The sequence below is a fragment of the Pseudomonas koreensis genome, from assembly GCF_036668835.1.
Taxonomy (GTDB): Bacteria; Pseudomonadota; Gammaproteobacteria; order Pseudomonadales; family Pseudomonadaceae; genus Aquipseudomonas; species Aquipseudomonas koreensis_I.
The window spans coordinates 608,929-635,034 of the sequence record NZ_JAZEVW010000004.1; the positions used below are offsets into that span (position 1 = coordinate 608,929).

20 protein-coding genes are annotated in these 26,106 nt (G+C 61.1%); 1 reads left to right on the forward strand and 19 read right to left on the reverse strand.

Annotated features, from left to right (window positions below):
* Positions 1–86 precede the first annotated feature (86 nt).
* The 19 genes from V6F91_RS15460 to V6F91_RS15550 form a co-directional block, all read right to left on the reverse strand.
* Positions 87–1,592 carry a YdgA family protein gene (locus tag V6F91_RS15460; protein ID WP_332765838.1) on the reverse strand — a complete coding sequence of 502 codons (1,506 nt, stop codon included), beginning with the start codon at positions 1,590–1,592 and terminating at the stop codon, positions 87–89.
* Positions 1,593–1,874: 282 nt separating this feature from the next.
* Positions 1,875–2,510, reverse strand: coding sequence for an NADH:ubiquinone oxidoreductase subunit N (locus V6F91_RS15465; protein WP_332765840.1), 636 nt, complete (start codon positions 2,508–2,510; stop codon positions 1,875–1,877).
* Positions 2,511–2,603: 93 nt separating this feature from the next.
* A complete protein-coding gene (locus V6F91_RS15470; RefSeq protein WP_332765841.1) occupies positions 2,604–4,046 on the reverse strand; it encodes a TolC family protein in 1,443 nt (480 codons plus the stop codon).
* Positions 4,043–4,933 (reverse strand): HlyD family secretion protein, encoded by an 891-nt coding sequence (locus V6F91_RS15475; protein WP_332765843.1) that lies wholly within the window; start codon positions 4,931–4,933, stop codon positions 4,043–4,045. Before V6F91_RS15475 ends, V6F91_RS15470 begins: the two co-directional genes overlap by 4 nt.
* Positions 4,930–5,139: a DUF1656 domain-containing protein gene (locus tag V6F91_RS15480; protein WP_016772264.1), complete on the reverse strand. Its 210-nt coding sequence runs from the start codon at positions 5,137–5,139 to the stop codon at positions 4,930–4,932. Before V6F91_RS15480 ends, V6F91_RS15475 begins: the two co-directional genes overlap by 4 nt.
* Complete coding sequence (locus V6F91_RS15485) at positions 5,136–7,199, reverse strand: FUSC family protein (protein ID WP_332765845.1); 2,064 nt, start codon at positions 7,197–7,199, stop codon at positions 5,136–5,138. Before V6F91_RS15485 ends, V6F91_RS15480 begins: the two co-directional genes overlap by 4 nt.
* Complete coding sequence (locus tag V6F91_RS15490) at positions 7,196–7,624, reverse strand: MarR family winged helix-turn-helix transcriptional regulator (protein ID WP_332765889.1); 429 nt, start codon at positions 7,622–7,624, stop codon at positions 7,196–7,198. The genes V6F91_RS15485 and V6F91_RS15490 overlap by 4 nt, the downstream gene beginning before the upstream one ends.
* A 176-nt stretch (positions 7,625–7,800) precedes the next feature.
* A complete protein-coding gene (locus V6F91_RS15495) occupies positions 7,801–9,270 on the reverse strand; it encodes a Fic family protein (RefSeq protein ID WP_332765847.1) in 1,470 nt (489 codons plus the stop codon).
* Between the two features lie 100 nt (positions 9,271–9,370).
* The gene (locus V6F91_RS15500; protein ID WP_332765849.1) at positions 9,371–9,616 is read right to left on the reverse strand and encodes a DUF2789 domain-containing protein; all 246 of its coding nucleotides are present in this window, start codon (positions 9,614–9,616) and stop codon (positions 9,371–9,373) included.
* A 78-nt stretch (positions 9,617–9,694) separates the two neighbouring features.
* Entirely contained in the window at positions 9,695–11,272 is a 1,578-nt protein-coding gene (locus tag V6F91_RS15505; RefSeq protein ID WP_332765851.1) for an efflux transporter outer membrane subunit, read from the reverse strand.
* Positions 11,269–12,336, reverse strand: coding sequence for an HlyD family secretion protein (locus V6F91_RS15510; protein WP_332765853.1), 1,068 nt, complete (start codon positions 12,334–12,336; stop codon positions 11,269–11,271). The genes V6F91_RS15505 and V6F91_RS15510 overlap by 4 nt, the downstream gene beginning before the upstream one ends.
* 26 nt (positions 12,337–12,362) lie before the next feature.
* Positions 12,363–13,901: an MFS transporter gene (locus tag V6F91_RS15515; RefSeq protein WP_332765856.1), complete on the reverse strand. Its 1,539-nt coding sequence runs from the start codon at positions 13,899–13,901 to the stop codon at positions 12,363–12,365.
* A 220-nt stretch (positions 13,902–14,121) separates the two neighbouring features.
* On the reverse strand, positions 14,122–15,039 hold the full coding sequence (locus tag V6F91_RS15520) for a LysR family transcriptional regulator (protein WP_090288096.1): 918 nt from the start codon (positions 15,037–15,039) through the stop codon (positions 14,122–14,124).
* A gap of 175 nt (positions 15,040–15,214) precedes the next feature.
* Positions 15,215–16,081 carry an ABC transporter permease gene (locus tag V6F91_RS15525; RefSeq protein ID WP_332765859.1) on the reverse strand — a complete coding sequence of 289 codons (867 nt, stop codon included), beginning with the start codon at positions 16,079–16,081 and terminating at the stop codon, positions 15,215–15,217.
* Between the two features lie 20 nt (positions 16,082–16,101).
* Complete coding sequence (locus V6F91_RS15530; protein WP_332765861.1) at positions 16,102–16,962, reverse strand: ABC transporter ATP-binding protein; 861 nt, start codon at positions 16,960–16,962, stop codon at positions 16,102–16,104.
* 21 nt (positions 16,963–16,983) lie between these two features.
* The gene (locus V6F91_RS15535; protein WP_332765863.1) at positions 16,984–17,880 is read right to left on the reverse strand and encodes a TauD/TfdA family dioxygenase; all 897 of its coding nucleotides are present in this window, start codon (positions 17,878–17,880) and stop codon (positions 16,984–16,986) included.
* Positions 17,881–18,251: 371 nt separating this feature from the next.
* Positions 18,252–19,619, reverse strand: coding sequence for an HlyD family type I secretion periplasmic adaptor subunit (locus V6F91_RS15540; RefSeq protein WP_332765865.1), 1,368 nt, complete (start codon positions 19,617–19,619; stop codon positions 18,252–18,254).
* A complete protein-coding gene (locus V6F91_RS15545; protein WP_332765867.1) occupies positions 19,609–21,765 on the reverse strand; it encodes a type I secretion system permease/ATPase in 2,157 nt (718 codons plus the stop codon). The genes V6F91_RS15540 and V6F91_RS15545 overlap by 11 nt, the downstream gene beginning before the upstream one ends.
* A gap of 33 nt (positions 21,766–21,798) precedes the next feature.
* A complete protein-coding gene (locus tag V6F91_RS15550) occupies positions 21,799–23,151 on the reverse strand; it encodes a TolC family outer membrane protein (protein WP_332765868.1) in 1,353 nt (450 codons plus the stop codon).
* 359 nt (positions 23,152–23,510) lie between these two features.
* On the opposite strand from V6F91_RS15550, the gene V6F91_RS15555 reads away from it, so the two are divergent.
* On the forward strand, positions 23,511–26,106 hold a 2,596-nt coding region (locus V6F91_RS15555), incomplete at its 3' end, for a retention module-containing protein (protein ID WP_332765870.1).

Sequence of the window (26,106 nt, forward strand, 5' to 3'; positions counted from 1 at the left end):
GGCTGCGCAAATCCCGAACGCCAGACAGCAAAACGCCCGGCGTCTGTGGGTGACAGAGGCCGGGCGTTTCTATTAATGCCGCTGGATCACTGCACTTGCGTGACGCCGGCGAACTTGCTCATCAGGAAGCCGACGAACTGCTCAACGGTCATTTTCTGGCCGTTGAATTCGACCTGATTGGCGGCGTAGTGCAGTTTGGTTACGACGTTGGTGCCGTCGACCACCGCCAATTGCGAACCGACGGCCATACCAGCAAACATGTCTGCTGCTTCCTTGGACTGATCGACAATGGCTTTGGCGTCGGTCTGACCATCCAGTTGCGCCTGCACGCTGAGCAGATCCACCAGCATCGGTTTCGATACCTGAATATTCAGATCCAGCAGTGCGATCAGTTGCTTGCCCAGTTGATCCGGTGGCAGATCCATCGACTGCGGCTTGGTCAGGTCAATGACCAGATTGGCGCGGCTTTCGCCGTTGGCGGTGTTGAACGAAAGGTTCTCCAGCGCCAGTTGCGGGCCGGCCGCGAGCAGTTTCTGCAGGTCGGCTTTGACCTGCGCATTTTCCGCTTCGGTCAGGTTCAGCTCCGGTGCCGGCAAGCCCTGCGCGGCCGCTTCGGCGGCGGCTTTTTCATAAGGCTGCAACTTGGTCTGGTAGATCTGCATCAGCGACATCGTCGACGGAATGTCGAGGTTCTTCAGGCTCATGGCCATGGCTGCCGAGCCGACTTTCTTGTCGTTGAGCGTCACTTCGCCAATCTTGTAGTCAGCGCGGCCGGAGGCATTGCTGGCGTTTTCTTCGGTGCGGTTCTTCATTTCGAAGTTCTTCATACCCAGCACCATCGGCTGCGCACCGAAGGTGGTTTTGCTGCTGGTCACTTCCAGGGTGTTTTCACCGGTGTAGTAGCCATAGCTGCTCTTGGCGAGGTTGCTGGCCAGGGTCAGGCCGTTGATTTCGACCTGCACCGGTGTCTGGTCTTCGGCCACGGTGACCAGTTTCAGGTTGTCCATGTAACCGTCCGCCTTGACCTTCTGCGCCTGGGCGCTGGCGGAAATGTCCATGGTCAGGCCGGAAAACTTCAGGTTCGACTGAGCATCCAGCGCGGTTTCGAACGGCACCAGGTCCAGCGTGCTGGTGGTCGATTCGTCGTAGCCGATGTTGGTCACGCCTTTGAGCGGTGCGGCGCCCTTGGTCGCGGCGAACCATTTTTCCGTGGTCGGGCTTTTTTCCAGCTCGTAGTTGCTGGTGGCCATGACCGGCAGCCACTTCAGCGACACCAGCCGCGAGAATGGCAGCGGGCCGTGCTCGATGTGGTCGACAAACAGCAGCTCGACCGGCGCATCGCCAAACATCTCGCCTTCACCTTTGAGACGGTAGTGCGCGGTGCTGGTAAAGGTGTGGCGCTCCAGCGACACCAGTTCCAGCGACGCCGTGCCGTTGGAGCCGGCCATGGCGGTCTGCAGCTCTTTGTTGGCGTTGCTGACGGCGTTGTTCAACACGCCCTCGATCTTGGTCCCGGTGTACCAGGCCCCGCCCGCGCTGATCGCGCCGATGGCAACAACAATTCCGAGAAGCACGCCTGCTGATTTATTCATGAATGACCTGATCGATTTCCGTGGCTGTGAGTGTGGTCGTCTTCCCTGAACCCGTGACCGGGTCGCGGCTCGACTGCGCTGAATTCAGCGATGGAGATTAGCACCGGGCACGGGGTTGGGCCCAATGTTTAAAGGTTAAAGAGTGTCCATGGGGGAAATTGACCGCTGACAAGGTTGGAGAGTTTCAGCGTTTGTCACGCCGCCTTCGCGAGCAGGCTCGCTCCCACAAGGCCAGCGCTGAGCCTGTGGGAGCGAGCCTGCTCGCGAAGGGGCCGGCGAAGATCAGGAATACTCGGCCTCGATCTCATCCAGTTGATGATCAAAGCTCTTGAGCCGCGCCGTCCAGGTATAAACCAGCACTTCAAAGTCACGATCGATCACCGCACCCTCTGGCCCCTCGGCGCGTGGGTCGCAGAAATCCAGTTGATAGCGTTCGCGGGCCATGGCGGTAGCAACGTCGGACAGTTCGCGGGCGTTGCTCAGCCAGTGCCAGCCCTCGTCGGCGATCTGCTTGTCGAGTTCCAGACACTGTTTCTTCAGGGCTTCGAGGCTTTTTTCCAGCGGAGTGCCGGTGAGTTCGCCCATGACTTCAGCGAAGGTGCGCCCGGGCTGCCAGTAGCTGCCCCAGAAATACCGGTCGAACACGGTTTCGACCCGGCGCAGGGCGACTTTGGTGTCCCAGATCAGCACCAGGACCTTGCCTCGTTCCAGCTGGCGTTTCTTGACCCGCTGCACCTGAACCGAGGCCCACGCGACCACGACGATCGCCATCACCGCGATCAGCGCCACGGCGCTGTCGAGGAAGATCATGGCCGTGTCGATCTGGTGGGCCAGCATGATGCCGTAGAAATAGGTGGCCGATAGCAGCACCAGCGCTATCAAGGCGCACCAGAAGCCCAGAGCATAAGGGTTTTTCATTATTGGTTTCCCCCGGACCAGCGCTAGCGATGCCTGTGAGAGGAGCGCGTTGCACGGGGCGCCCCTCCCACACTTCAAAGCATAGCAATGACCTCAGGGTTTGCCGGGTCTTGGAGCGTGCGTTCGTCCGCTTTCCCAGCCGCCGCCCAAGGCGAGGAACAAATCGATCTGGCTCATGGCGACTTGCGTGTTGGCGGCGGCCAGTTGCGCCGTGACATCCGTATAAGTGCGGGTCGCTTGCAGGTCGGCGAGGAACGACTCGCGGCCAGCCTGGAAGAAGCGGTGAGTCTGCTCGGCAGCCAGCTTTGCCGATTGCTCGGCCTCGGCCAAGGCGTCGCGGCGTTGCAGCAGCGCGCTGTACTGAGCCAGGCCGGTCTGGGTTTCGCGGATGGCGTTGAGCACCACGCCATCGAAATGCGCCAGCGCGCCCTGGGTGTTGGCCTCGGCTTCGCGGATGCGCGCGCGAGCGCCGTTGGTCGGCACTTTCCAGTTCAGCGAAGGACCGAAGCCCCAGCGGTTGGTCGACGGATCACCGAGGTCATCGATGATGCCGACCGTGCCGATCGTCGCGCCGATGCTGATGTCCGGGTACAACTCGCCGGTGGCGATGCCAATGCCGGCCGTGGCCGCGGCCAGACGCCGTTCGGCCTGACGGATATCCGGGCGCCGCTTGAGCAACGCGGCGCCATCACCGACTGGCAGCAGCTGAGCGATTTTCGGCAGCTCGGCGCAACTGGCGGTGCCCGCCGGCAATTGATCGACCGGTTTGGCCAGCAGCATCGACAGCCGGAACAGACCGGCCTGACGCGCCGCTTCGTAGCGCGGCATATCGGCGCGCAGGGATTTGAATTGGGTTTGCGAACGGGTGACCTGGGTTTCATCGCCGCGCCCGGCATCACGCAAACGCTGGATCAACGACGTGCTTTGCGATTGCAGGTCGAGGGAATGCTGAGCGATCTCGCGCTCTTCGTTGGCGGCACAGACCTGGGTGTACGCGCGCACAACATCCGCTACCAATGTGATGCGCGCGGTATCGGCGGCGGCCTGAGTCGCATCGGCATTGGCTTTTGCCGCTTCGATGCCACGTTGCAGCGTGCCCCACAGATCGAACTGATACGAGGCGCTGATGCCGATATCGGCAATGTTGGCCACTGGCACTTTTTCCGGCAGCAGGAATGCCTGTCCGGATTCCTGCAAACGCTGGGCGCCCATTTTCACCCCGCCGCTCCAGCCGCCCGCAGCTTCGGCCTCATCGACCTGCGCACGCGCGCGCTGCAGGTTGGCTGCCGCCACGCGCAAATCGGTATTGGAAGCCATGGCCTGCTGCACCAGCTGATCCAGCCGCGGATCCTGATACAGCCGCCACCAGTCCGCCGGCACTGGCGCCGACACCACCGGTTTGCCGGCCACCGCCAGTTCGCCCTGAATGTCCTTGCGCTGAATCGCCGCGTCGCCCGGCACCTGATAATCCGGCCCGACCATCTGACACGCCGAGAGCATCAGGCCCAGCCCGGCGATGATCAGCGCCCTGTTCATTGCGCAGGCTCCTGCTGTTGATCATCCTCAATGATCGATACGGTGGCGGTACGCCCGGCGATCATGCGGAAATCCGCAGGCACCTCATCAAACGCGATACGCACCGGAATCCGCTGCGCCAGACGCACCCAGCTGAACGCCGGGTTGACGTTGGGCAACAGGTTGCTGCCGCTGGTGCGGTCGCGGTCTTCGATGCCGGCAACGATACTTTCGACGTGGCCGCGCAGCCTGGCGCGGTCGCCGATCACGCGGATATCCACCGACTGACCGACATGAATGCCGTCGAGTTTGGTTTCTTCGAAGTAGCCGTCAATGTGGAAAGAATTGCTGTCGACCACCGACAACACCGGACGCCCAGCGGTGACGAATTCCTGTGGACGCGGCGCGCGGTCGTTGACGTAACCGTCGACCGGGCTGCGGATCACCGAACGGTCGAGGTTGAGCTGCGCGCTGTCCACCGCCACCAACGCCTCGGCCAGCGCCGATTGCGCACGGGCCACGCGCGACTGGCTTTCTTCCAGTTGCTCGGCCGGCACCAGATTACCCAAGCCACGGTTACGCTTGGCTTCACGCTGCGCCTGGGCGAGGGTTTCTTCGCGATCGGCGACAGCAGCCTTGGCCTGGCGCAGGGCCAGTTTGAAACGGTCCTGGTCGATGCTGAACAACACCTGCCCGCGCTTGATCAGCTGGTTGTCCTTCACTTCCACCTGCTGGATCAGCCCGGACACGTCCGGGGCGATCTGGATGATGTCGGCGCGGATATGGCCGTCGCGGGTCCACGGCGCAAACATGTAATACATCACCATGCGCCAGACGAGAACCACGGCAAACGTCACGATCAGCAGGGTCAGGACCACGCGACCAATAGTCAGAAACGGTTTTTTCATGTCATCAGGTATCGACTGAGTGAGTCCACGCCGTACAGCAGCACGGCATAGAGCGCCACGTTGAACAATGCCCGGTGCCAGACCAGACGGTAAAAGTGCAGGCGTTGCAGCACGCCATGCACCAGCAAAAACAACACGTAAGTGATGCCCATCAACACCAGCAGCGTCGGCAGAAAAATGCCGCTGATGTCCAGATCACCGATCATAGGGGCGCTCCATCGGGCAGCGGTTCTTCGGGCTCGGCGCTGGAGACGAATTCGACGCCCGGCAGCAGCGCCAGACGCAAACCGCTCAAGGCGTGCAGCAGGTGCAGGCGGGTTTCATCGTCGCCCTGGCCATTGAGCGCACGGCGGGTACGGTCTAGCGTCATCAGCAGACCACTCGGCGCTGGCAAGCGCTCGCCAGCCTTGAGGCAGGCGCGGAAATACTCGCCGACCTCGCTGACCACTTGCTGCAGCAAGGCCTTGGGCGCACCGCTCACCCGCGGGGTGTAGGCCAGCAAGTCGAGCACATTCAGCCCCACGCGCACTTCGCGCATGGCGATGCCGGTGTCTTGGCCGGTCAGGGCCAGACGCGGCAAATGCTGCATCAGTCGATCGAGCAGTTGCACGCCCAGTTGCCGGTGTTCGGCGAGGCTGGCCGGCTCGGTCATACGGACGATGTCCTTCCAGCTGAAACGGGTCAGGCGCTTGGCCGCCAGCTCCGCGCCGAACGGCCGCGCCACGAGGGTCCAGATAAATGCGAACAACAGCCCCAACGGCCCCGCCAGATTGGAATTCACGAAGGCGAAAAAGTCGGCATCGTAAGCGCCCTGAATGCTGATGAACGACGAGGTATTGACCAGCGTCAGCAGCATGCCGAGATAAAAACGCGGCTGCACGGTCAGCGTGCCGACGCAGATGAACGGCACGGAAAACGCCAGTACCAACATGGGAAAGTCATGCAGGTTGGGCAGGATCAGAAACAGATAAAGGCTGGCGAACAGCACCGACATGCCGGTCCAGAAAAAGAACCGGTAAATCTGCGGTGCCGGGTCATCCATCGAGGCGAAGAAACTGCACGCGACCGCCGCCAGAATCACCGCGCTGCCGCCGTCTGGCCAGCCGAGCAGGATCCACAGCACCGATGCGACGATGATCGCCAGAATCGTCGAAGCCGCCGAATACAGCATCAGCCCGCGATCGATAAACGGCGTCAACCGGCCGAGGCGCCAGTGGCGATACACCGCGCGCCAGCTGTCCTGGCGTTCGTACAGAATCGCGTCCTGCAGACTGCGACAGTCCTGCCACAGGTCGATGAATTCACCGAGGCGATACAGCGCGTTGGAGAACAGCAACTGTTTGCGGTCCTCCAGCGCCTCAGCGCTCGGCTGCAACGCGTCGAGCTGATCTTTCAGCGCTTGCCAGCGACCGAGGTCAGCATCTGCATGGCTCAGCCATTCACGGGTCGCCGTCAGCAGCGGCTGAAATTGCTCGACCAGTTCCAGGGTTCGCCGCTCGAGGGCATACAGCGAATCTTCCAGCGCATCGATCACCGGCAACAAGTGAATCATCCGCCCACGCAGTTCCTTGGTGTTGCGCACGGTCTGCGCACGCGCGCCTTCGTGGGGCAACTGGCCGATCATCAATTCAAGACTGTTGAAACTGGCGACCATGGCCATGCGCAAAGCCGTAACTTCTTCGGGCTGCACATCACGGCTGAGAAACTTCTGACTGTAGGTGGTGGCGTCGGCAAACCACTTGCCCACCGCATCGTTGAACACCGGTGCCAGACGACGCGGCCAGAACATCGCACCGACCACGGCAGCAACGGCAATGCCGAGAAAAATCTCTTCAGTCCGCGCCTCGGCCACATCCCACACCGCCAGTGGATTATCGACCACCGGCAGGGCGATCAGCGGCAGGGTGTAACCGGCGAGCATCAACGCGTAGCTGTTGGCGGTACGCAGGTGCAGGGACATGAACAGCAGGATCCCGGTCCACAAGGCGATCACCACTACCAGCACATACGGGCTCTGCACGAACATCGGCACGAACAGCACCGCCGCTGTCGCACCGAGGAACGTGCCGATCGCGCGGTATAGGGCCTTGGAACTGGTCGGCCCGAGGAACGGGCTGGAGACGATATACACCGTAGCCATCGCCCAATACGGACGCGGCATCTGCATGAGCAGGGCGATGTACAGCGCAATCATCGACGCTGCAAAGGTACGGACCCCGTAGAACCAGTCCCGGGCCGGCGGAATGCCAGTGAAAAAACCGTTCAAGAATTGACCACCACAGGCGGACTGGCCGCCTCAAAAGCCCTGAGTACCCGAAGCGTAGCTTCCAGATCACTGCGCTCGATGCCATCGAGCACTTCATGGCGCAAGCGCACCAGCTCGACCTCCACCGCTTGCACCAGCTCGCGACCGCGGTCGGTCAGGCTCAGGCATTTGGCGCGGCGATCCTGGGCATCTTCAGTACGGCAGACGTAACCGGAATGACACAGCTGATCGAGCAGGCGCACCAGCGACGGGCTCTCCATGCCAGCGGCCTGAGCCACCTGAACCTGGCGCACACCTTCGCCAAGACGCCCGATCATCAACAATGGAACGGCGCAGGCTTCGGAAATTCCATAGTTCACCAGCGTGGTCTGGCAGATTTTCCGCCAATGCCGCGCGGCCACCACCATGGCGCTGCTGATGTTCATCTGGAGATTGTCGAGGGAATCGGACACGGGAAACGGACACTGTTAGTTTGCTAACTATCAATATCGCATTGGAGAGGAAATTCAGTCAAGTTTTGAAACAAATCTTCCGAACTGCAGCTTGCTTATCCATTAGTCACGCCTTCGTACGGAATGACACGCTGTCAGCCCGCAATCCATTACCTTCCGAACTCCTCGGATAGCCGCTCGATATAATTGAACACCTCCTCGGGCACGCTGTACTGAAATTGCTTGCGGCGATGCTTTGAAACCTTGCCTTCGTTGTCCAGGCACATCATCACCAGCTTCGAGAGGTCGCTACCCCGAACGTCAAAACGGTCATTCACCGCTTTGATCACAAAGTCGTATTTTTCAAGAAATTCGGTTTCCTCGCGTAGCTCCACTTCCAATGCTCGCAGGGCCATCTGCAGGGTAAATTCTGCACACTGGGTAGCGTCCCAAAATTGATAGATAGCGTCGTGACCGATGAAGTCAAACGTCAGTTGGTCGGAGTCCAGCCAAGTGACATTCCAAAACTCCCTTGCTGGTTTCGAGAACTCCTTTAGCGCTTCCAGATAGCTGGACTCCTCGTGCTTCATCGCTACCGAAACCGGCAACAACAAGCCATTTTGCAGAGCACCGGACTGGCAAAGGATCTGGTGAATCAGGAAACGTGAGAGTCGCCCGTTGCCATCCATGAACGGGTGAAGAAAAACAAATCCGAAAGCCACAACTGATGCCGCTATCAACGGATCGACCTGCTTTGCTGAGTGATTGGCGAACGCCATCAAGTCGTCCATGAGTTCACGACACAATTGCGCAGCTGGCGGCACATAGCTGACTCCCGCTGCGCCTCTCAAGCCGTTATGTAGATGGTTCTGTTCGTGCCTGAAAAGCACAGCTTTATCGAAAGGGTTCGATACCGTGCTGTTTTGCAATTCGACCAGATAGTCTTCGCTCAACTCTGTCCGCTCATGGGCTTGACGCAAAAGTCGCACGAAACGCTGGGACTTTTCTTCGCTTGGCTCCTCTTTTTCGATAGCGAAAGAATCGCGAGTCTCATGCAGATAGGCCCAACTGATCGCGCGATCCATCATCTCCGGCGGCAACGTCGCCATGAAATTCCGGGCTCGCCCGATAATGTCCAGATCGAGGAGCTCCTGAAGCTTCGCCGTCCGTTCTACGGTGGCGCAATAGCGCAATGAACCCAAGCCATTGAAGTCGACTCGCCAACGACTATTTCGAATCGCAGGCCCGGTGACGTAACGCTTGGGATCAAATAAGGCGACCACGCTGCCTCGAACCGGGACGGAATATTTCAGCTCTTTCCCAGTAAAGCTTTCCCATAAAAAACAGGCCTTACGGATAAAAACTCCGTTTGGGGATCTTCCTAGCTCACGTAACAACTCCTTTGCATCAACGTATTCAAGCGCCTGAGCAAGGATGCACAGGTTTATTCCTTCATGTTTCAACGCAAACAGGATGTGCTCAAGCGTTGAACCTTGCATTGGCGCGACGGCGCCAGGGACTGCGAGACACTCACCGATCAAGGTGATGCGGGTGACCGGTTTCACCATCGCAATGCGCTTGGGGGTAAACGCCCTTAGCTTTAGCGAATCACGCAGGTGGGCATATCCAACAGTTGGCATCATCGTCTACCGCAGAAAAATTCATTGCGACGATTAAAGCCCAGTTTTTTTTACATCGCGCATGTTTTTTTTACATTTCAGCCCTTTCCTACAATTTTTTTTACACGCTACGCCCCTTACGCAACATCACATCCAACTGATCCACCACTTCCGCCCAATCCGCATCCTCTAGAATGTCTTCGCGCAAGAACTGCGCCTGGCTCTGCGACCAGAAAAATGCATCGGCCAGATGCAAATCCGGCTTGAGCGGGGAATGGCTGGCAATGAATTGGTCGATGCTGATCGGGTCGTCAGCCAGACCGAGCTGTTTGAACAAGGCCGGGAGGCTGTGTTGTGGATTTTCCATGCTGCAACTCCTCTGGCATTCAGGCGCGGCGTTGAACCGCTTGATCCAGTGGAGTTGAGCATAGCTGGCGCTGTTGGTTCAGGGCTTTGCGACGTCCGGCGTGGCCTCAGCCATCTGCTGCGCCTGATACACCGACTGCCATCCGCCGCCCAGCGCCTTGTACAAGCCAACCATTGCCAGCGAGACGCCAGTGGAGCTTTCGACCCACTGTTCCTGGGTCGCCAGCAAGGCGCTCTGCACGGTGAGGACGTTGACGAAGTCGGACACGCCTTCGACGTATTGTTGCTGCGCGGTGCGCAGGGCGATCTGGTTCTGGCGCACGGCTTCGGCGAGGCTGTCGCGGCGGCGCTGGCTGGCGTTGTACGCGGTGAGCTGATCGTCGATTTCATGCCAGGCGCGCAGCACGGTTTGCTGATAGGCGATGGCCGCTTCCTGCTGTTGCGCTTCACGCAGTTGCAGCATGCCGCGCAGGCGTCCGCCGTCGAACAGCGGCAGGCTGAATTGCGGGCCAATGCCGAACGCGCGCGAGCCCCATGAACCGAAATCGCTGAGTTGCATAGCTTGCGAGCCAAGGTTGCCGGACAAGGTAATCCGCGGATAGAAATCACCCTTGGCCACGCCGATAGTGGCGGTGGCGGCGTGCAAGCGTGCTTCGGCCTGGCGGATGTCGGGGCGTCGTTCGGCCAGTTGCGATGGCAGGCCGATCGCCACTTGCAACGGCGACTGCGGCACCGCTGCGTCGGTGGATAACTCTTCGGCCAAGGCCTGCGGCGGCTCACCCATCAACAGGCTGATTGCGTTGATCAGTTGCGCCTGACGCTGCTCCAGCGCCGGCAGGCGCGCCTCGATGGCGGCGACTTGCGCGGCGGCTTCGGCGACGTCCAGATCCGTTGCCACGCCGTCGGCCAGCCGCAGTTGCGAAAGCTTGAGGCTATGGCGGGCGACGTCGAGGTTCTGTTCGGTGACGGCGCGGGTATTCTGCACGCCGCGCAACTGGATGTAGTTTTGCGCGGTATCGGCCAGCACAGTCAGCAAGACGCCACGGCGGTCGTTTTCGGCGACTTGCAGGTTGGCGTCGGCGGCTTCGGTTTCGCGGCGCACGCGGCCCCAGAAATCCAGCTCCCAGGACGCAGAGAACCCGGCGTCCCACAGGTTGAAAGCCGAATCGCCGTCATGCCCGGAAGGATCGTTGAGGCCTTTGCCACTGTTGCGCTTGCGTGCGTAGCTGCCGCTGGCGGCGGTGTTCGGGTAACGCTCGGCGGTGATCACCTGACGGGCCGCGCGGCTTTGCTGCAGGCGGCTGCTGGCCAGTTGCAGATCGAGGTTGCTGCGCACAGCACGCTGGGTGAGTGCCGAGAGTTGCGGGTCGTTGAAGACCTCCCACCAGCGTTCGTTGAGCGGTTCGCTGACGGCCTGGCTGGGGGCGGATTTGGCGGGTTTGGCCCAGTCGGCGATTTGCGTGGCTTCGGGTTTCTGGAAATCGGGGCCGACGGTGCAGGCGCTGAGGCACAGGGTGAGCAAGGCACTTGAAGTGATTCGCTGCCACTGGCCTCTTCGCGAGCAGGCTCGCTCCCACAGGGGTTTTGTGGTGTTGCCGAGATTAATTGTGGGAGCGAGCCTGCTCGCGAAAGCGGCAGTCGATTCAACGCAAATCATCGCTGTACCACCTCGCGATCGGCCTTCACATCCGCGGTATGAATCCTCGCCTCCACCGACATCCCCACCCTCAACCGTTCGGCCAATGGCTGGCCCGGCTCCAGCATGATTTTCACCGGAATTCGCTGCACGACTTTGGTGAAGTTACCGGTGGCGTTGTCCGGCTTCACCGCGGCAAATGTCACACCGGTCGCCGGTGCAATACTTTCGACGCGACCGCTCAATGCCTCGCCGCCAAGACTGTCGACGCGCACCTGTACGTCCTGCCCCGGCTGCACGTCGGTCAACTGGGTTTCCTGAAAATTCGCCACCACGTAGGCCTGCTGCAACGGCACCACCGCCAGCAGTTTGCTGCCCGGCGTTACATAGGCACCGACACGCACCGCGCGCTCGCCAATCATGCCGTCCTGCGGCGCGGTGATGCGCGTGTAGGAGAGGTTGAAACTGGCGATTTCCAGCGCCGCTTGCGCATGTTTCAGACTGCCTTCGGCGGCGTCACGCTGGGCCGCGAGGATTTCCACTTGCTTGCGCTCGGCAGCCAGTTTCGCCGTCGCCGTGTCGAGCCGCGCCGAGGCCTGATCGATCCGCGTACGCGCCTGTTGCGCGTTCTGCACCGTGCCGGCACCGACACCGGCGAGGTGGTTGTAGCGGTTCAGTTCCTGCTGGGCGAAGGCCATCTCAGCCTTGGCCGACACCACCGATGCCTGGGCCTGGGCGATCAGCGAGGTCTGGCGCTCCAGCGTCGCCTGGGCATTTTGCAGTTGCGCCCGTGCGACCAGGGTTTGCGCGTCCGCCGCTTCAGCCGCGGCACGTAAATCGCGGTCATCGATCAGCGCCAGCAATTGCCCGGCCTTGACCTGCTGGTTGTCCTCGACCAGCACTTGCTTGATGAACCCGGCGACGCGTGGCACCACCAGCGTGTAATCCGCCGAGACAAAGGCATCGTTGGTGCTTTGCTCGGTCCGTTTGCCAAACAGGCCGGGCAGCGCCAGGTACACCAGCACGCCGACGGCCAGCGCAGCGGCGACAGCCACTGCGAGTTTTTGCTTTGCTTGAGTCGTCATAAAAACCTTCAGTTCCAGTGCAGCAATCAAGTCGGCGCGCGCGGCGGATAGATCCGCGTCGGCAGCCAGAAAATCAGCAGAATCAGCGCCAGCGCGACGCCGGCCATGCATATGTAAAGATCCGACGAGGTCAGCACCACGGCCTGTTCGTGCAGGCGATGGGCGAGGCCCGGATCGCTATGATCGGCCAGCGGCGAATTGCCGAGGCTGTCGACCAACATGCTCGAATGAAAATGCAGGCGCGAAGTGGTCAGCGCCTCGATCACCCCGGTAGCGATCACTGCCGATAGCCCTTTGACGGTGTTGAACCACGCCGAGGCGAACGGCCCATCCAGCGGAGTGATGCTGCCGGTAGACAACATCAGCAACGGCAGCACGGCCATCGGCTGGCCGAAAATCTGCAACCACTGCAGCACATAAAAATCATCGCGAATCCACGCCGAAGTCAGGTGCGACCCGCCCAGGCACGACAGCGCCAGCAGGCTCAAACCGATCCCCAGCACCCAGCGGCAATCGACCCAGCGCAGGTTGCACAGCGCCGCCACCAGCGGCAGCGCGAGCAACTGCGGCAACGCTGCGATCAGCATGATCGGCGCGGTCTGCACCGGGCGATAACCTTGCACCTGGGCCAGATAACTCGACGGAATCAGCACCACGGCGAGTAACACCACCAGCACACCGGCCAAGGTCATCAGGGCGAACGAAAGATTACGAATGCCGAGCATCTGCAATTTGAAAAACGGAATCGGCTGCGACCACTCGTTGATCAGAAACGCCACCAGCAACAGCGAGCCGGCGCCGAGCAAGGCGCAGATCAGGTTCGATTCGAACCAGTCCAGGCGATTGCCTTGCAGCAGGCCGATGACCAGCATGCAGATCGCCGGAAACCCCAGCAGCAAGCCTTTCCAGTTGAAGGTTTTCAGGCGCTCAAGGCGCAGTGGATCCTGCGGAATACCATAGGCCACCGCCGCCATGGCGATCACGCACGGCACCACGATTTGCCAGAACGTCCATTGCCAGCCGACGTACTCGGTCCACAAACCGGCCAGCGGCGTGCCCAGTCCCGGGCCGAAGGTCGCGGTCAGCGCATAACCGGCCAGTCCGTACAGCTTGATGTTCGCTGGCAGAAAGCGCAGCGCGACGGTCATCAACATCGGCGGCAAAGCCCCGCCCGCCAACCCCTGCAAGGTGCGCATCAGCAACAGGCTTTCATAGTTCGGCGCGAACGGGCACAGCACACCGAGCAAGGTGAACAGGCTGATCGCGCACAAGGTGAAACGCCGTAGCGAGAAAGTCACCGAACACCACGGCGCAAACGCCATGGCCGCGACCGAGGTGGCGGTGTAACTGGCGACCAGCCAGGTGCCCTCGTCGTAACCGATGTGCAGCGCGCCGCGAATATCGGCGAGGGCGACCTTGGTCACCATTTCGTTGAGGCCCGACACCAGCACCGCCAGCAGCACACCGACCAGACCGATGATGATCCGCGCCCCGAACACCGGTGGCGCGGCCGCCGTCGCCGGAGTGGCCGCCGCGATAGGCGCCGCAGCCGTCAGGGATGTCATGAATACACACTCCGGAGAGAAAAATACCGGAGCATTTTAGTGGGGCTTGGCAATGCCGAAAATTGACTTATTGGCAGGTTATAAGTGCATCTGGTGCAGTAATTAACTTCCCTGTGGGAGCGAGCTTGCTCACGAAGGCGTCAGGCCAACATCATTTGTGATTGATCCACCGTTTTCGCGAGCAAGCTCGCTCCCACAGGGTTTGATGTGGGTTCGTGAATCAGGGCTGCGCCGCCAGCCACGTTTCATCACAGCAGGTTTTCAGGGTTTCGCGCAGCCAGCGGTGTGCCGGGTCCTTGTCGAAGCGCGGGTGCCAGGCCTGGGTCAGCATCAGCATCGGCAAGGGGATCGGCAGGTTGAACGAGCGCAGCTTCAGGCCCAGGCGGCGGACGCTCAGCAGGGCTTCCTTGGGCACCGGCAAAATCAGGTCGGAATCCGGCAGGGCGAACATCGCCGCATGGAAGCTCGGTGCGATCACCGCCACCCGCCGCTCCAGGCCCAGCGCATTCAGCGCCGTATCGATCGGCCCCCGCGCGATGCCCCGGCGCGACATGCTGATATGGGAAAACCCGGCGTAGCGCTCAGCGGTGATTTCACCGTCGAGCAGTGGGTGATCTTCGCGCACCAGCCCGACGAAATGCGTCGAGAACAGGTTCTGCACTTTCACTTCCGGGGTCACCGGCCGGGTATTGCTGACGCTCAGGTCGATGCGTCCTTCGCGCAGCGCCTCGTCGTCGCCGTCGCCTTCCGGGACGAAGCGCAGTTCGCAGTGCGGGGCGAGTTTGTCGAGGGTGTCGAACAACTTGCCGCCGTAGACGCCGACGAAAAAGTCATTGGCGCGAATGCTGAAGCGCCGACGCAGGGTGCCCAGCTCGACGCTGTCGGCAGAACGGAATAGCAGCGCGGCCTGCTCGACGACGTCGCGCACCTGTTCGCGCAACTCCAGCGCCTTGGGCGTTGGCACCAGACCGCGGCCGGCGCGCACCAGAATCGGATCGCCGATGGCTTCGCGGATCCGCGTCAACGTGCGGCTCATCGCCGCCGGGCTGAGATTCATTCGCCGCGCCGCACCGACCACACTGCCCTCGTCGAGCAGAGCGTCGAGGGCGACCAGCAGGTTCATGTCCGGGAGTTGCATGCTGAGCACTCTTGGCTGATCGGGATTGATCTGGGCGCAATGCTAGCAAATATCCTTCATGTTCGGCGGTGGCAGGACTGACGCCTTCGCGAGCAGGCTCGCTCCCACCTTTGGAATGCGTTTCCCTGTGGGAGCGAGCCTGCTCGCGAAAGGGCCGGCCCTGCTATCGCAAATTTCAGCGCTGCATACCCCAACGCTTCACCGTCACCCGCTCCAGCGAATCGAACACCAGATTTTCCACCAGCAAGCCGATCAGAATCACCACAGCCAACCCGGCAAACACCTTGTCGGTGTACAGCTCGTTGCGGTTCTGGAAGATGTACCAGCCGAGCCCGCCCTTGCCGCTGGTGGCGCCGAACACCAGTTCTGCCGCGATCAGGGTGCGCCAGGCAAACGCCCAGCCGATTTTCAGCCCAGACAGAATCGACGGCAGCGCCGCCGGAATCAGAATGAACAGCACCAGGCGCAAGCCCTTCAAACCGTAATTGCGCCCGGCCATGCGCAGGGTTTCGGAGACGCCCATGAACCCGGCATAGGTATTCAGCGCCAACGCCCACAGCACCGAATGCACCAGCACGAAAATCAGGCTGTTCTGCCCCAGGCCAAACCACAGCAGCGCCAGCGGTAACAGGGCAATCGCCGGCAGTGGATTGAGCATCGAAGTCATCGTGCTGAGCAGATCGCGGCCCAACTGCGTCGACACCGCCAGCGTGGTCAGGGCGAAGGCGAGGACGATACCGATCAGATAACCCTTGATCAGCACCACCAGGGAAATCCATACCTTGGCCAACAGCTCACCGCTGAGCAAGCCGTCGAGCAGCGCATGGCTGGTCTGCAGAAAACTCGGCAGCATCAGGTCGTTGTTCTGGATCCGCGCAACCACTTCCCAGATGATCGCCAGAACGATCAGGATCAAACCTTTGCGCAGCCAGCCCTGTTGCCACAGCCGCGTACCGAGCGCCAGTTCACGCTCGACCGGCACTGCCGTCAGCGGCTCCAGCTCGATTTCGAATTCTTCCCGCACGGATGATGAATGGCTCATCGGGTAATCCTCCTGGCCGCTCAATAGGCGATGCGAATGTCGTTGAAGTCGTGATCACGGTCGGTGTCGGGCGACTGGCCTTCATCGAACAGCAGCCGGTGAATGCGCCGCGCCGACTCCTGAAACGCCACACCGCCAAGGCTGTGCAGATCGTATTGATGGCTGTGCACTTCGGCGCGCACGCGCCCCGGATGGGGCGACAGCAACAGAATGCGATTGCCGACCACCAGCGCCTCTTCGATCGAATGCGTGACGAACAGCAAGGTGAAGCGCACTTCTTCCCAGAGCAGCAGCAATTGCTCCTGCATCTTGCGCCGCGTCAGCGCGTCCAGCGCAGCGAACGGTTCGTCCATCAGGAGGATTTTCGGCTGCATCGCCAGCGCCCGGGCAATCGCCACCCGTGCTTTCATGCCGCCGGACAGGGTGTGTGGGTAGGCATCGGCGAACGCCGCCAGCCCGACCTTTTCCAGATAGTGCCGCGCACGTTCTTCGGCGTGTTTTTTGTTCAACGTTCGCGAGGCCAGCAGCGGAAACATCACGTTCTGTTTGACGGTTTTCCACGGCGGCAGTTGATCGAATTCCTGGAACACCACAATCCGGTCCGGCCCCGGCGCATCGACACGCTGGCCTTGCAAGCGAATCTCGCCTTCAGACGGCTGAATGAAACCGGCGACGGCTTTGAGCAAGGTCGACTTGCCGCAGCCGGACGGGCCGAGCAGCACGTAGCGGTCGGCCGGGTCGATTTCAAAACTGACCTGATGGGTGGCGCGCACCACGCGTTGCGGCGTGCGGTATTCAAGGCTGACGTGATCGACCGCCAGCAGCACTTCGCTGCGGGCGACCGGGTTGCTGGCCGCGTGGCCTGGCAAGGGAGCGTTCATGGTTTGATCAATCTCCGCGAATCAGAAAGGCGCATCGCCCTGAATGGTCGTGCGATACAGCTTGCGGCGCAGGTGTGCAGGGCAGCCGGCAGCGAGGTGGATCAGCGAGCGGTTGTCCCAGAACACCAGGTCATGGGGTTGCCACTGATGGCGGTAGATGTTTTGCGGCAGCACGCTGTGGGCGTAGAGCTCACTCAGCAGTTGCTGACTTTCGTCTTCCGGCAGGCCAACGATGCGCGTGGTGAAGCCTTCGCTGACGAACAGGGCCCTGCGGCCGTTTTCCGGGTGGGTGCGCACCACCGGATGCACGACTTCGGCGACTTGAGCGAGTTGTTCCGGAGTCAGGGTCGGGCGCCAGTTGCCCTCGAACCTGGTTTCGCTGTAACGCGCGGTGTACGAGTGCGCAGCGAAGCGGCCTTCGACAGCCTTGCGCAACGCGGCGGGCAGGCTGTCCCAGGCTTTGTGCATGTCGGCGAACAGCGTGTCGCCGCCCTCCTCTGGCAACTCCTGAGCGTGAAGCATCGAACCGAGGCTCGGCAGCTCTTTATAGGAGAGATCGGAATGCCAGAACTTGCCGGCGTCACCGAGGCCGATGTTCTGGCCGTTCTCGATGATGTTGGAGACGATGAGGATTTCCGGGTGATCGGCCAGCAGGAACTGTTTGAGCACGTGGATCTGCAGCACACCGAAGCGGCGGCTGAAATCGATCTGCTGTTGCGGGCTGATCTGTTGGTCGCGAAACACCACGACATGGTGATCGAGGTGCGCGCGATGAATGCGCGCGAAATCCTCATCATTGACCGGTCGGCTCAGGTCGAGGCCAACGATTTCGGCGCCGACGGCACCGCTGAACGGGCGAATTTCAAAAGTTTGCGGCGCGGCGGTCGCGGCGCTCGGGGTGGCAGTAGCTGCGGACATCTTTCCATCTCCCACGCACGGCGCGCTCAGGGGCGCGCTCGTCGATCAGACACTTACGCTTGATTGCGTGTCGGTGCAGGTCGTGCGGCGCGCCGATTGGTCGGCAGGTACGCAGGGGGATGACTTTATAGATATAAGAATTGGAAATTAAATACCGTTAGAGAATAACGATATGGCGAATGGTGAGGAATGGATGGAATGATGAGTGACGGTTTTTGTCACTTACTGACAGATGCATCGATCCGACTGACGCCTTCGCGAGCAAGCTCGCTCCCACAGTGGATCTCCAGTGACCGAACATTTTGTGTTCGGTAAAGGACCAATGTGGGAGCGAGCTTGCTCGCGAAGAGGCCGCAAGCCGCGCTGAAGACCTAGCGTTCGTGCAACGCCTCTGCCCGCGCGCGAATGATCGGTTTGAGCAGGTAGCTCAACACCGACTTCTTGCCTGTGATGATATCCACCGAAGCGACCATCCCCGGAATGATCAGCAGCGGCTTTTCATCGGTGCCCAGATGGCTGCGCTCGGTGCGCACCTTGATCATGTAATAGGTGGTTTTCTTGTCTTCATCGGTGATGGTGTCGGCGCCGATCTGCTCGAGCTGCGCCTTGAGCCCGCCATAAATGGTGTAGTCGTACGCGGTGAATTTGACGATCGCTTCCTGTCCCGGATGCAGGAAGGCGATGTCCTGCGGACGGATCTTCGCTTCGACCAGCAGGGTGTCGTCCAGCGGTACGATTTCGACCATGTCGCTGCCCGGCTGGATGACGCCGCCGATGGTGTTGACCAGCAACTTGTTGACGATGCCGCGCACGGGTGAGGTAACCAGCGTACGGCTGACGCGGTCTTCCAGCGCCTTGCCGGTGGCCTGGGCCTTGTTCAGATCGGTGCGCGCTTCGTTGAGCTGGGTCAGCGCTTCGCTGCGGAATTTGCCGCGGGTCTCGTCGATCTTGCGCTGCACTTCCTTGATCGCCGATTCGGCACGCGGGATGGCCAGGGTGGTTGCGTCGAGCTGACCACGGGTTTCGACTTCCGCGCGCTTGAGCCGCAGCACTTCCACCGGCGACACCGCACCTTGCGCCACCAACGGCTCGGACATGTTGATTTCCTGCCGTTGCAGGCCCAGTTGCTGGCGATACTGCGCCTGCTTGGAGCTGAACTCACGCAGCTCTTGCTGACGCTGGATCAACTGCTCCTGCAAGCCGCCGATTTCGTCGTGCAGCTGCTGGCGACGGCTGATGTACAGCGACTCTTCACTTTTGGCCTGACCCGGCACGGCTTTGAGCACGTCCTCGGGGAAACTCAGCGGACGGTCGTCGACTTCCGCGCTCAAGCGTTCGACACGCAGCAGCATCGACAGGCGATCGGCCTCGGTTTCGCCCACGTTGGAAGCAAAACGCGTGTCGTCGAGACGAATCAGCGGCGCGCCGGCTTCGACGATCTGGCCTTCCTTGACGAACAGCTCCGAGACGATGCCGCCCTCGAGGTTCTGGATTTTCTGGATCTTCGACGACGGAATCGCCTTGCCGTCGCCTTTGGTCACTTCGTCGATCACGGCGAAGTTGGCCCAGAGCATGAGGAACACGAAGAAGCCGATGATCGCCCAGATGGTCAGGCGCACGACGCGCGGGGCGTCTTCGATCAGCGCCTTGTTGACCTCAGGCAGCGGCTGGCCCTGCAGCGAAGCAGAACCCTTGAAGTAACGACGGATCGATTCCTTGACACCGGACTTAAGCAACACTGATCTGCCCCTTCTTCAACGCTTCCATCACCGCGGCTTTCGGGCCATCGGCGAGAATCTGCCCGCGATCGACCACCAGCAGGCGATCAACCAGCGACAACAGCGAGGCCCGGTGCGTCACCAGCACCACGGTCTTGTTTTCGATCACCGCCGCGAGGCGTTGCTTGAGGCGTTCTTCGCCGGTGTTGTCCATGGCGCTGGTTGGCTCATCCATCAGCAAAATCGGCGGATTGAGCAGCAGCGCCCGGGCCAGGGCAACGTTCTGCCGCTGGCCGCCAGAGAGGTTCTGCCCGCGCTCACCGACCTGCAGTTCGTAACCTTGCGGATGCAGACGAGCGAATTCGTGAACCCCAGCCAGTTCGGCCGCTTGCAAAACCAGTTCGTCTTCGACATAACGCGCGCCGGACACCAGGTTGTCGCGCAAGGTGCCGGCCAGCAGCTGGATGTCTTGCGGGACGTAGCCGATGTTGTAGCGCAGTTCGCTGACGTCGATCTGGCGGATGTCGACGCCATCGACCAGCAGCGCGCCGTCGTCCGGTTGATAGAGGCCGACCAACAGTTTGGCCAGTGAACTCTTGCCCGAGCCGCTGCGGCCGATGATGCCGATCTTCTCGCCGGGACGGATCACCAGGTTGATGTTTTTCAGCGCCGGGTTCTGTTGCTCCGGGTAGGTGAAGCTCAGCTGACGGCACTCGATGGCGCCTTGCAGCACCTTGCGGCTCAGCGGGCGTTCTTCGAAATTGCGTTCCTGCGGCAGCTCCATCATCTGGTCGACCGAGGTCATGGTCACCCGTGCCTGCTGGTAACGCGTGAGCAGACCGGACAGCGAGGCCAACGGGCTAAGCGCGCGACCGCTGAGCATGTAGCAGGCGATCAGCCCGCCCATGCTCAGGTTGCCGGCGATGATCTGGTAGACGCCGAAGACGATCATGATCACCCCGGCCAGTTGCTGGATCAGCAGGGTGATGTTCATCGCCAGACCGGAAAGCATTTTCACCCGCAGCTCGAGGCGGCTAAGGGTGCCGATGGTCTGCTCCCACTGATACTGACGCTCGCTTTCGGCGTTGTTGACCTTGACCGCGTCGAGGCCGGCGAGGGTTTCGATCAGGCTCGACTGGCGCTCGGCACCGAGGGCCATGGTGCGCTCCATGGTCGCGACCAATGGCTTCTGCAACGCGTAGCCAATCAGCAAGGCGATCGGGAAGGCCAGCACCGGGATCCACACCAGATGCCCGCCGAGAATGGCGATCACGATGAAGATCAGGATGGTGAATGGCAGATCAATCAGGCTGGTCAGGGTCAGCGAGGCGAGGAAGTCGCGCAGGCTCTGGAACTCATGGATGTTCTGGGCGAAGCTGCCGACCCGCGCCGGGCGGTACTTCATCGCCATGCCGACGATGCGTTCGAACAGCGTCGCCGAGATGATCAGGTCGGTTTTCTTCCCGGCCAGGTCCAGGCACAGACTGCGCAGGCTTTTCAGGATCAGATCGAAGATGTACGCGCCGGTAATGCCCAGCGCCAGCACCCACAGGGTCGCTTCGGCCTGGTTCGGCACCACGCGGTCATACACGTTCATCACGAACAGCGGCGCGGCCATGGCGATGATGTTGATCAGGAAACTCGCGGCGATCGCGTCGGCGTAGAGCCAGCGCGAGCGCTTTAGGGTGTCGCGAAACCACGAGCGCGCACGCGGGATCAGCGTGCCGTGGTTGACGTCGAATTTATGTTGCGGCTGAGCGAAGAAGACTTTGCCGATGTAGTCGTCCGCGAGCACTTCGCGGCTGACAACCGACTCGCCGCCATCGCTTTCGCTGAGCAGTACCCGAGCGTCGTTGTCACCCTGCCAGCCGAGCAGAACGGCACTGCGGCCGTCCTTGAGCAGCAGCAAGGCCGGCATGGCGATCGCCGGGATTTCTTCGAGTTTGCGCTGCAGCACCCGCCCTTGCAGGCCGGCGCGAGCCGCCGCACGCGGCAGCAACTCGACACTCAGGCGTTGTTTGGGCAGCGGCAGGCCGGTGGTCAGCATCGCTGCGCTGGCCGGCTTCTGGTGCAGCATGCACAGGGCGAGCAGACCGTCCAGCAACGGATCGTCATGCAACGCGCGTGGATCATGGCTGAGTTGAACTCGACTGACTTCTGATTCCACGCTCGACACTCTTTGACAGTTGAAAGGGATAACTCAATTCATCCCAGGCAGCTGGACCTTGGGCTTCACATCGTTCTGCACAACGGATGCCAACGGCGCGACCACGCCCTGACTTCTGAGCAATTCGCCCATGGTCGCCTTGATTCGGTATTGAGTAAATAACTGAATGTTCTTGATTTCGGCCAGACGGCGCGACGCGGTGAACAGCTCGTTTTCGCTGTCGAGCAAGTCCAGCAGGGTCCGTTCGCCGAGGCTGAACTGACGCTGGTAGGCGGTGCGCACCGAGGTGCTGTGATCGACGTATTGCTGGGCGATCGGCACCTGCGCATTGGCGTTGTTCAGCGCGTTCCAGGCCAGGCCAAGCTCTTCGTTCAACTGGCGCAGGGCGTTGTTGCGGATGTCCAGCGCCTGGTTGGCGAGGTACGACTTGGATTCCAGATCAGCCTTGTTGCTGCCACCCGAATACAGGTTGAAGCGCATGCGCAGCATGGCTTGCCATTCATTATTATGACCGTTCTGACCATCGAGGTCGTTGTCGGCGGTGCGGCCCAGCTCGGCATCGAAACGTGGATAGAAGGTCGACTTGGCGGTGGCGTACTGCTTCTCGGCAGCGGCAATATCGGACTCGGCCGAACGCAGGATCGGGCTGTTTTCCAGCATCTGCGCACGGGCCTCATTAAGGTTGGCCGGCATCATCGCCATGAACGGCGCCGGGCGCTCCAGTTGATCGGGCATCTGGCCGACGGCGCTGAGGAAGTTGGTTTCCGAGTCGGCCAGGTTGGTCTGCTCGGTGATCAGGTTGTTGCGGGCCTGGGCCATCCGCGCTTCGGCCTGATCGAGGTCAGCGCCGCTGCCCACGCCGCGCTGGGTGCGCAACTGGATCTGGTCGTAAATGCGCTGGTGGCTCTTGAGGTTTTCCTCGGCCAGACGCACGAATTCACGGCGTGTCAGCACATCCAGATAAACCTGAGCGACGGTCAGCGCGGTGCGCTCGGACGTGCCGAGCAACGAGTAGGCACGTGAGCTGACGTTGGCTTGTTGACGCGCAACCTCATTGGAGGTCGCAAAACCGTCAAAAACCATTTGCGAGAGACGTAAACTTGACTCGCTGCGATTCAAGGTCTCCCAGTGATTGCCACCGCCGTTGGCGCGAGTGGTCACGCTATCAGTGCCTTCACGGCCGTAACCGCCGAGCAAATCGACCTTGGGCAGGTATCCGCCCTTCGCCGCTTTCAACTGATAATCCGCCGCCAAACGACTGTTGACCCCCGCCTGAATCTCCGGATGGACATCCAGTGCCTGTTGCATGGCTTCTGGTAAGGATTGTGCTTGTACGAATGAAGCGGCGAAAGCGAAGGGAGCAACGAGGAGCAAAAGCGAACGCATGGTTGGAATTTCCCAGAACTTCTTGTCTTGAATCACAGCAAAAACGTGGCGCTGCGTCGGATGATGGCAACCCGAAAGACCGTATGTCGGAAAGTTCAAAAGAGGAACTGGATGACAGGCTGAAGGACAGGTCGCCGCGGAAATATCAATGTGACATTAGTGGGACGATTGTTTAGGATGGCACCCAGAAGGTCAATAGTTTGGCATTAAGTTAATCGCGAAAATTTATAGCCAATTTATTGACTAAATACAGCGTCAACAAGTTATCCATTTTATAGAAACACGTCCAGACTGAAGTGGCGCCGACGCCCGTCAGGTCCATGGAAGTCAACTGAACGCGACACCCCGGAGAGTCTTCAATGAGCAGTGTTGTTGCCATCGTCAAAAGCATTGTCGGTCAGGTTTTCGTGGTGTCCCCAGAGGGCGTGCGACGCGTACTCGTTGAAGGCGATCGGCTGTACGTCGGCGATCAGATCGACACCGGTCTGTCCGGCGCCGTATCGCTGGAACTGGCCGATGGCCGTACCCTGGATCTGGGTCGCGATACGCAGTGGAGCGCCAGCGCGCCTGACTCCAGCACCGACCTGGCTGAAGCCACCGCCCAGGCTGCGCCGTCGGTTGAAGAACTGCAGCAAGCGATCGCCGCCGGCGTCGACCCGACCACCGCCCTTGAATCCACCGCTGCCGGCCCAAGCGCCGCGGGTACCGGTGGTGCAGCCGGAGGCGGTCACAGCTTTGTCATGCTCGACGCCACCGCTGGCCGCGTCGACCCGACCATTGGCTTCCCGACTGCCGGGATCAACGCTGCCGGGCAAGTCGCCCAGGACACCACCGGTGGCCTGACCACTGATACCACCACCAACGCCCTGCGCGCCTCGACCCTGAGCCTGAGCGCCACGCCGACCATTACCGAAGCCGGCGGCGTGCTGGTGTACACCGCGACCCTGACCCAGGCGCCGCTGACTGACCTGACCATCACCCTGTCCAACGGCTCGGTGATCATCATTCCGGCCGGCTCCACCACCGGTAGCGTCAACGTGCCGCTGGCGCCGAACGACACGGTCTACAACGACCCGACGCAGATCGACGTGACGGTCACCGGTACCACCGGCGGCAACGGCATCACCGTGACGCCGCCGACCACTCCGGCTACCACCCAGGTCACCGATACCGTCGATACCACCACCGTCACACTGACGACGGCCCCGAACGTTACCGAAGGCGGGCAGATCATCTACACCGCGACACTGACCAACCCGGCGCAAACCCCGGTGACCGTCACTCTGTCGAACGGTTCGACCATCACCATCGGCGCCGGTCAGACCACTGGCAGCGTCAACGTGCCGACACCGGCAAACGACGTCTATAACAACGGCAGCACCGTCAGCACCACCATCACCGGCGCTACCGGCGGCAACTTCGAAAACCTCGTGCCGAATCCGACCCCAGCGGTGACCACCATCACCGACTCGGTCGATAACACCGGCCTGACCCTGACCGCGACCAACAACGTCGTCGAAGGCGGGCAGATCACCTACACCGCGACCCTGACCAACCCGGCGCAAACCCCGGTGACCGTCACCCTGTCAAACGGTTCGACGATCACGATTGCCGCTGGCCAGACCACTGGCAGCGTCAATGTGCCGACTGCGCCGAATGACGTTTACAACAACGGCGGCACTGTCAGCACCACCATCACAGGCGCTACCGGCGGTAATTTTGAAAACCTGGTGCCGAATCCGACCCCAGCGGTGACCACCATCACCGACTCGGTCGATAACACCGGCCTGACCCTGACCGCGACCAACAACATCGTCGAAGGCGGCCAGATCACCTACACCGCGACCCTGACCAACCCGGCGCAGACGCCGGTGACCGTCACCCTGTCCAACGGTTCGACCATCACCATTGCCGCTGGCGAAACCGTCGGCACCGTCAACGTGCCGACTGCGGCCAATGACGTCTATAACAACGGCAGCACCGTCAGCACCACCATCACCGGTGCTACCGGCGGCAACTTCGAAAACCTGGTGCCGAATCCGACCCCAGCGGTGACCACCATCACCGATTCGGTCGATAACACAGGCCTGACACTTACCGCGACCAACAACATCGTCGAAGGCGGCCAGATCACCTACACCGCGACCCTGACCAACCCGGCACAGACTCCGGTGACCGTCACCCTGTCCAACGGTTCGACCATCACCATTGCCGCTGGCGAAACCGTCGGCACCGTCAACGTGCCGACTGCGGCCAATGACGTCTATAACAACGGCAGCACCGTCAGCACCACGATCACTGGCGCTACCGGCGGTAATTTCGAAAACCTGGTGCCGAACACCACACCTGCGGTAACCACTATTGCCGATTCGGTCGACAACACCGGTCTGACCCTGACCGCGACCAACAATATCGTTGAAGGCGGCCAGATCACCTACACCGCGACCCTGACCAACCCGGCGCAAACCCCGGTGACCGTCACCCTGTCGAACGGTTCGACCATCACCATCGCGGCTGGCGAAACCGTCGGCACCGTCAACGTGCCAACTGCGGCCAATGACGTCTATAACAACGGCAGCACCGTCAGCACCACCATCACCGGCGCTACCGGCGGCAACTTCGAAAACCTGGTGTCGAACACCACGCCAGCCGTGACCACCATCACCGACTCGGTCGACAACACCGGTCTGACCCTGACCGCGACCAACAACATCGTTGAAGGCGGCCAGATCACTTACACCGCGACCCTGACCAACCCGGCACAGACTCCGGTGACCGTCACCCTGTCCAACGGTTCGACCATCACCATCGCGGCTGGCGAAACCGTTGGCACCGTCAACGTGCCGACTGCGGCCAATGACGTCTATAACAACGGCAGCACCGTCAGCACCACCATCACCGGTGCTACCGGCGGCAACTTCGAAAACCTGGTGCCGAATCCGACCCCAGCGGTGA

Excerpts from the sequence above, each read along its gene's own strand:
- V6F91_RS15460 (WP_332765838.1), bottom strand. The coding sequence starts at position 1,592 with ATGAATAAATCAGCAGGCGTGCTTCTCGGAATTGTTGTTGCCATCGGC.
- V6F91_RS15465 (WP_332765840.1), bottom strand. The coding sequence starts at position 2,510 with ATGAAAAACCCTTATGCTCTGGGCTTCTGGTGCGCCTTGATAGCGCTG.
- V6F91_RS15470 (WP_332765841.1), bottom strand. The coding sequence starts at position 4,046 with ATGAACAGGGCGCTGATCATCGCCGGGCTGGGCCTGATGCTCTCGGCG.
- V6F91_RS15475 (WP_332765843.1), bottom strand. The coding sequence starts at position 4,933 with ATGAAAAAACCGTTTCTGACTATTGGTCGCGTGGTCCTGACCCTGCTG.
- V6F91_RS15480 (WP_016772264.1), bottom strand. The coding sequence starts at position 5,139 with ATGATCGGTGATCTGGACATCAGCGGCATTTTTCTGCCGACGCTGCTG.
- V6F91_RS15490 (WP_332765889.1), bottom strand. The coding sequence starts at position 7,624 with ATGAACATCAGCAGCGCCATGGTGGTGGCCGCGCGGCATTGGCGGAAA.
- V6F91_RS15495 (WP_332765847.1), bottom strand. The coding sequence starts at position 9,270 with ATGCCAACTGTTGGATATGCCCACCTGCGTGATTCGCTAAAGCTAAGG.
- V6F91_RS15500 (WP_332765849.1), bottom strand. The coding sequence starts at position 9,616 with ATGGAAAATCCACAACACAGCCTCCCGGCCTTGTTCAAACAGCTCGGT.
- V6F91_RS15505 (WP_332765851.1), bottom strand. The coding sequence starts at position 11,272 with ATGATTTGCGTTGAATCGACTGCCGCTTTCGCGAGCAGGCTCGCTCCC.
- V6F91_RS15510 (WP_332765853.1), bottom strand. The coding sequence starts at position 12,336 with ATGACGACTCAAGCAAAGCAAAAACTCGCAGTGGCTGTCGCCGCTGCG.
- V6F91_RS15515 (WP_332765856.1), bottom strand. The coding sequence starts at position 13,901 with ATGACATCCCTGACGGCTGCGGCGCCTATCGCGGCGGCCACTCCGGCG.
- V6F91_RS15520 (WP_090288096.1), bottom strand. The coding sequence starts at position 15,039 with ATGCAACTCCCGGACATGAACCTGCTGGTCGCCCTCGACGCTCTGCTC.
- V6F91_RS15525 (WP_332765859.1), bottom strand. The coding sequence starts at position 16,081 with ATGAGCCATTCATCATCCGTGCGGGAAGAATTCGAAATCGAGCTGGAG.
- V6F91_RS15530 (WP_332765861.1), bottom strand. The coding sequence starts at position 16,962 with ATGAACGCTCCCTTGCCAGGCCACGCGGCCAGCAACCCGGTCGCCCGC.
- V6F91_RS15535 (WP_332765863.1), bottom strand. The coding sequence starts at position 17,880 with ATGTCCGCAGCTACTGCCACCCCGAGCGCCGCGACCGCCGCGCCGCAA.
- V6F91_RS15550 (WP_332765868.1), bottom strand. The coding sequence starts at position 23,151 with ATGCGTTCGCTTTTGCTCCTCGTTGCTCCCTTCGCTTTCGCCGCTTCA.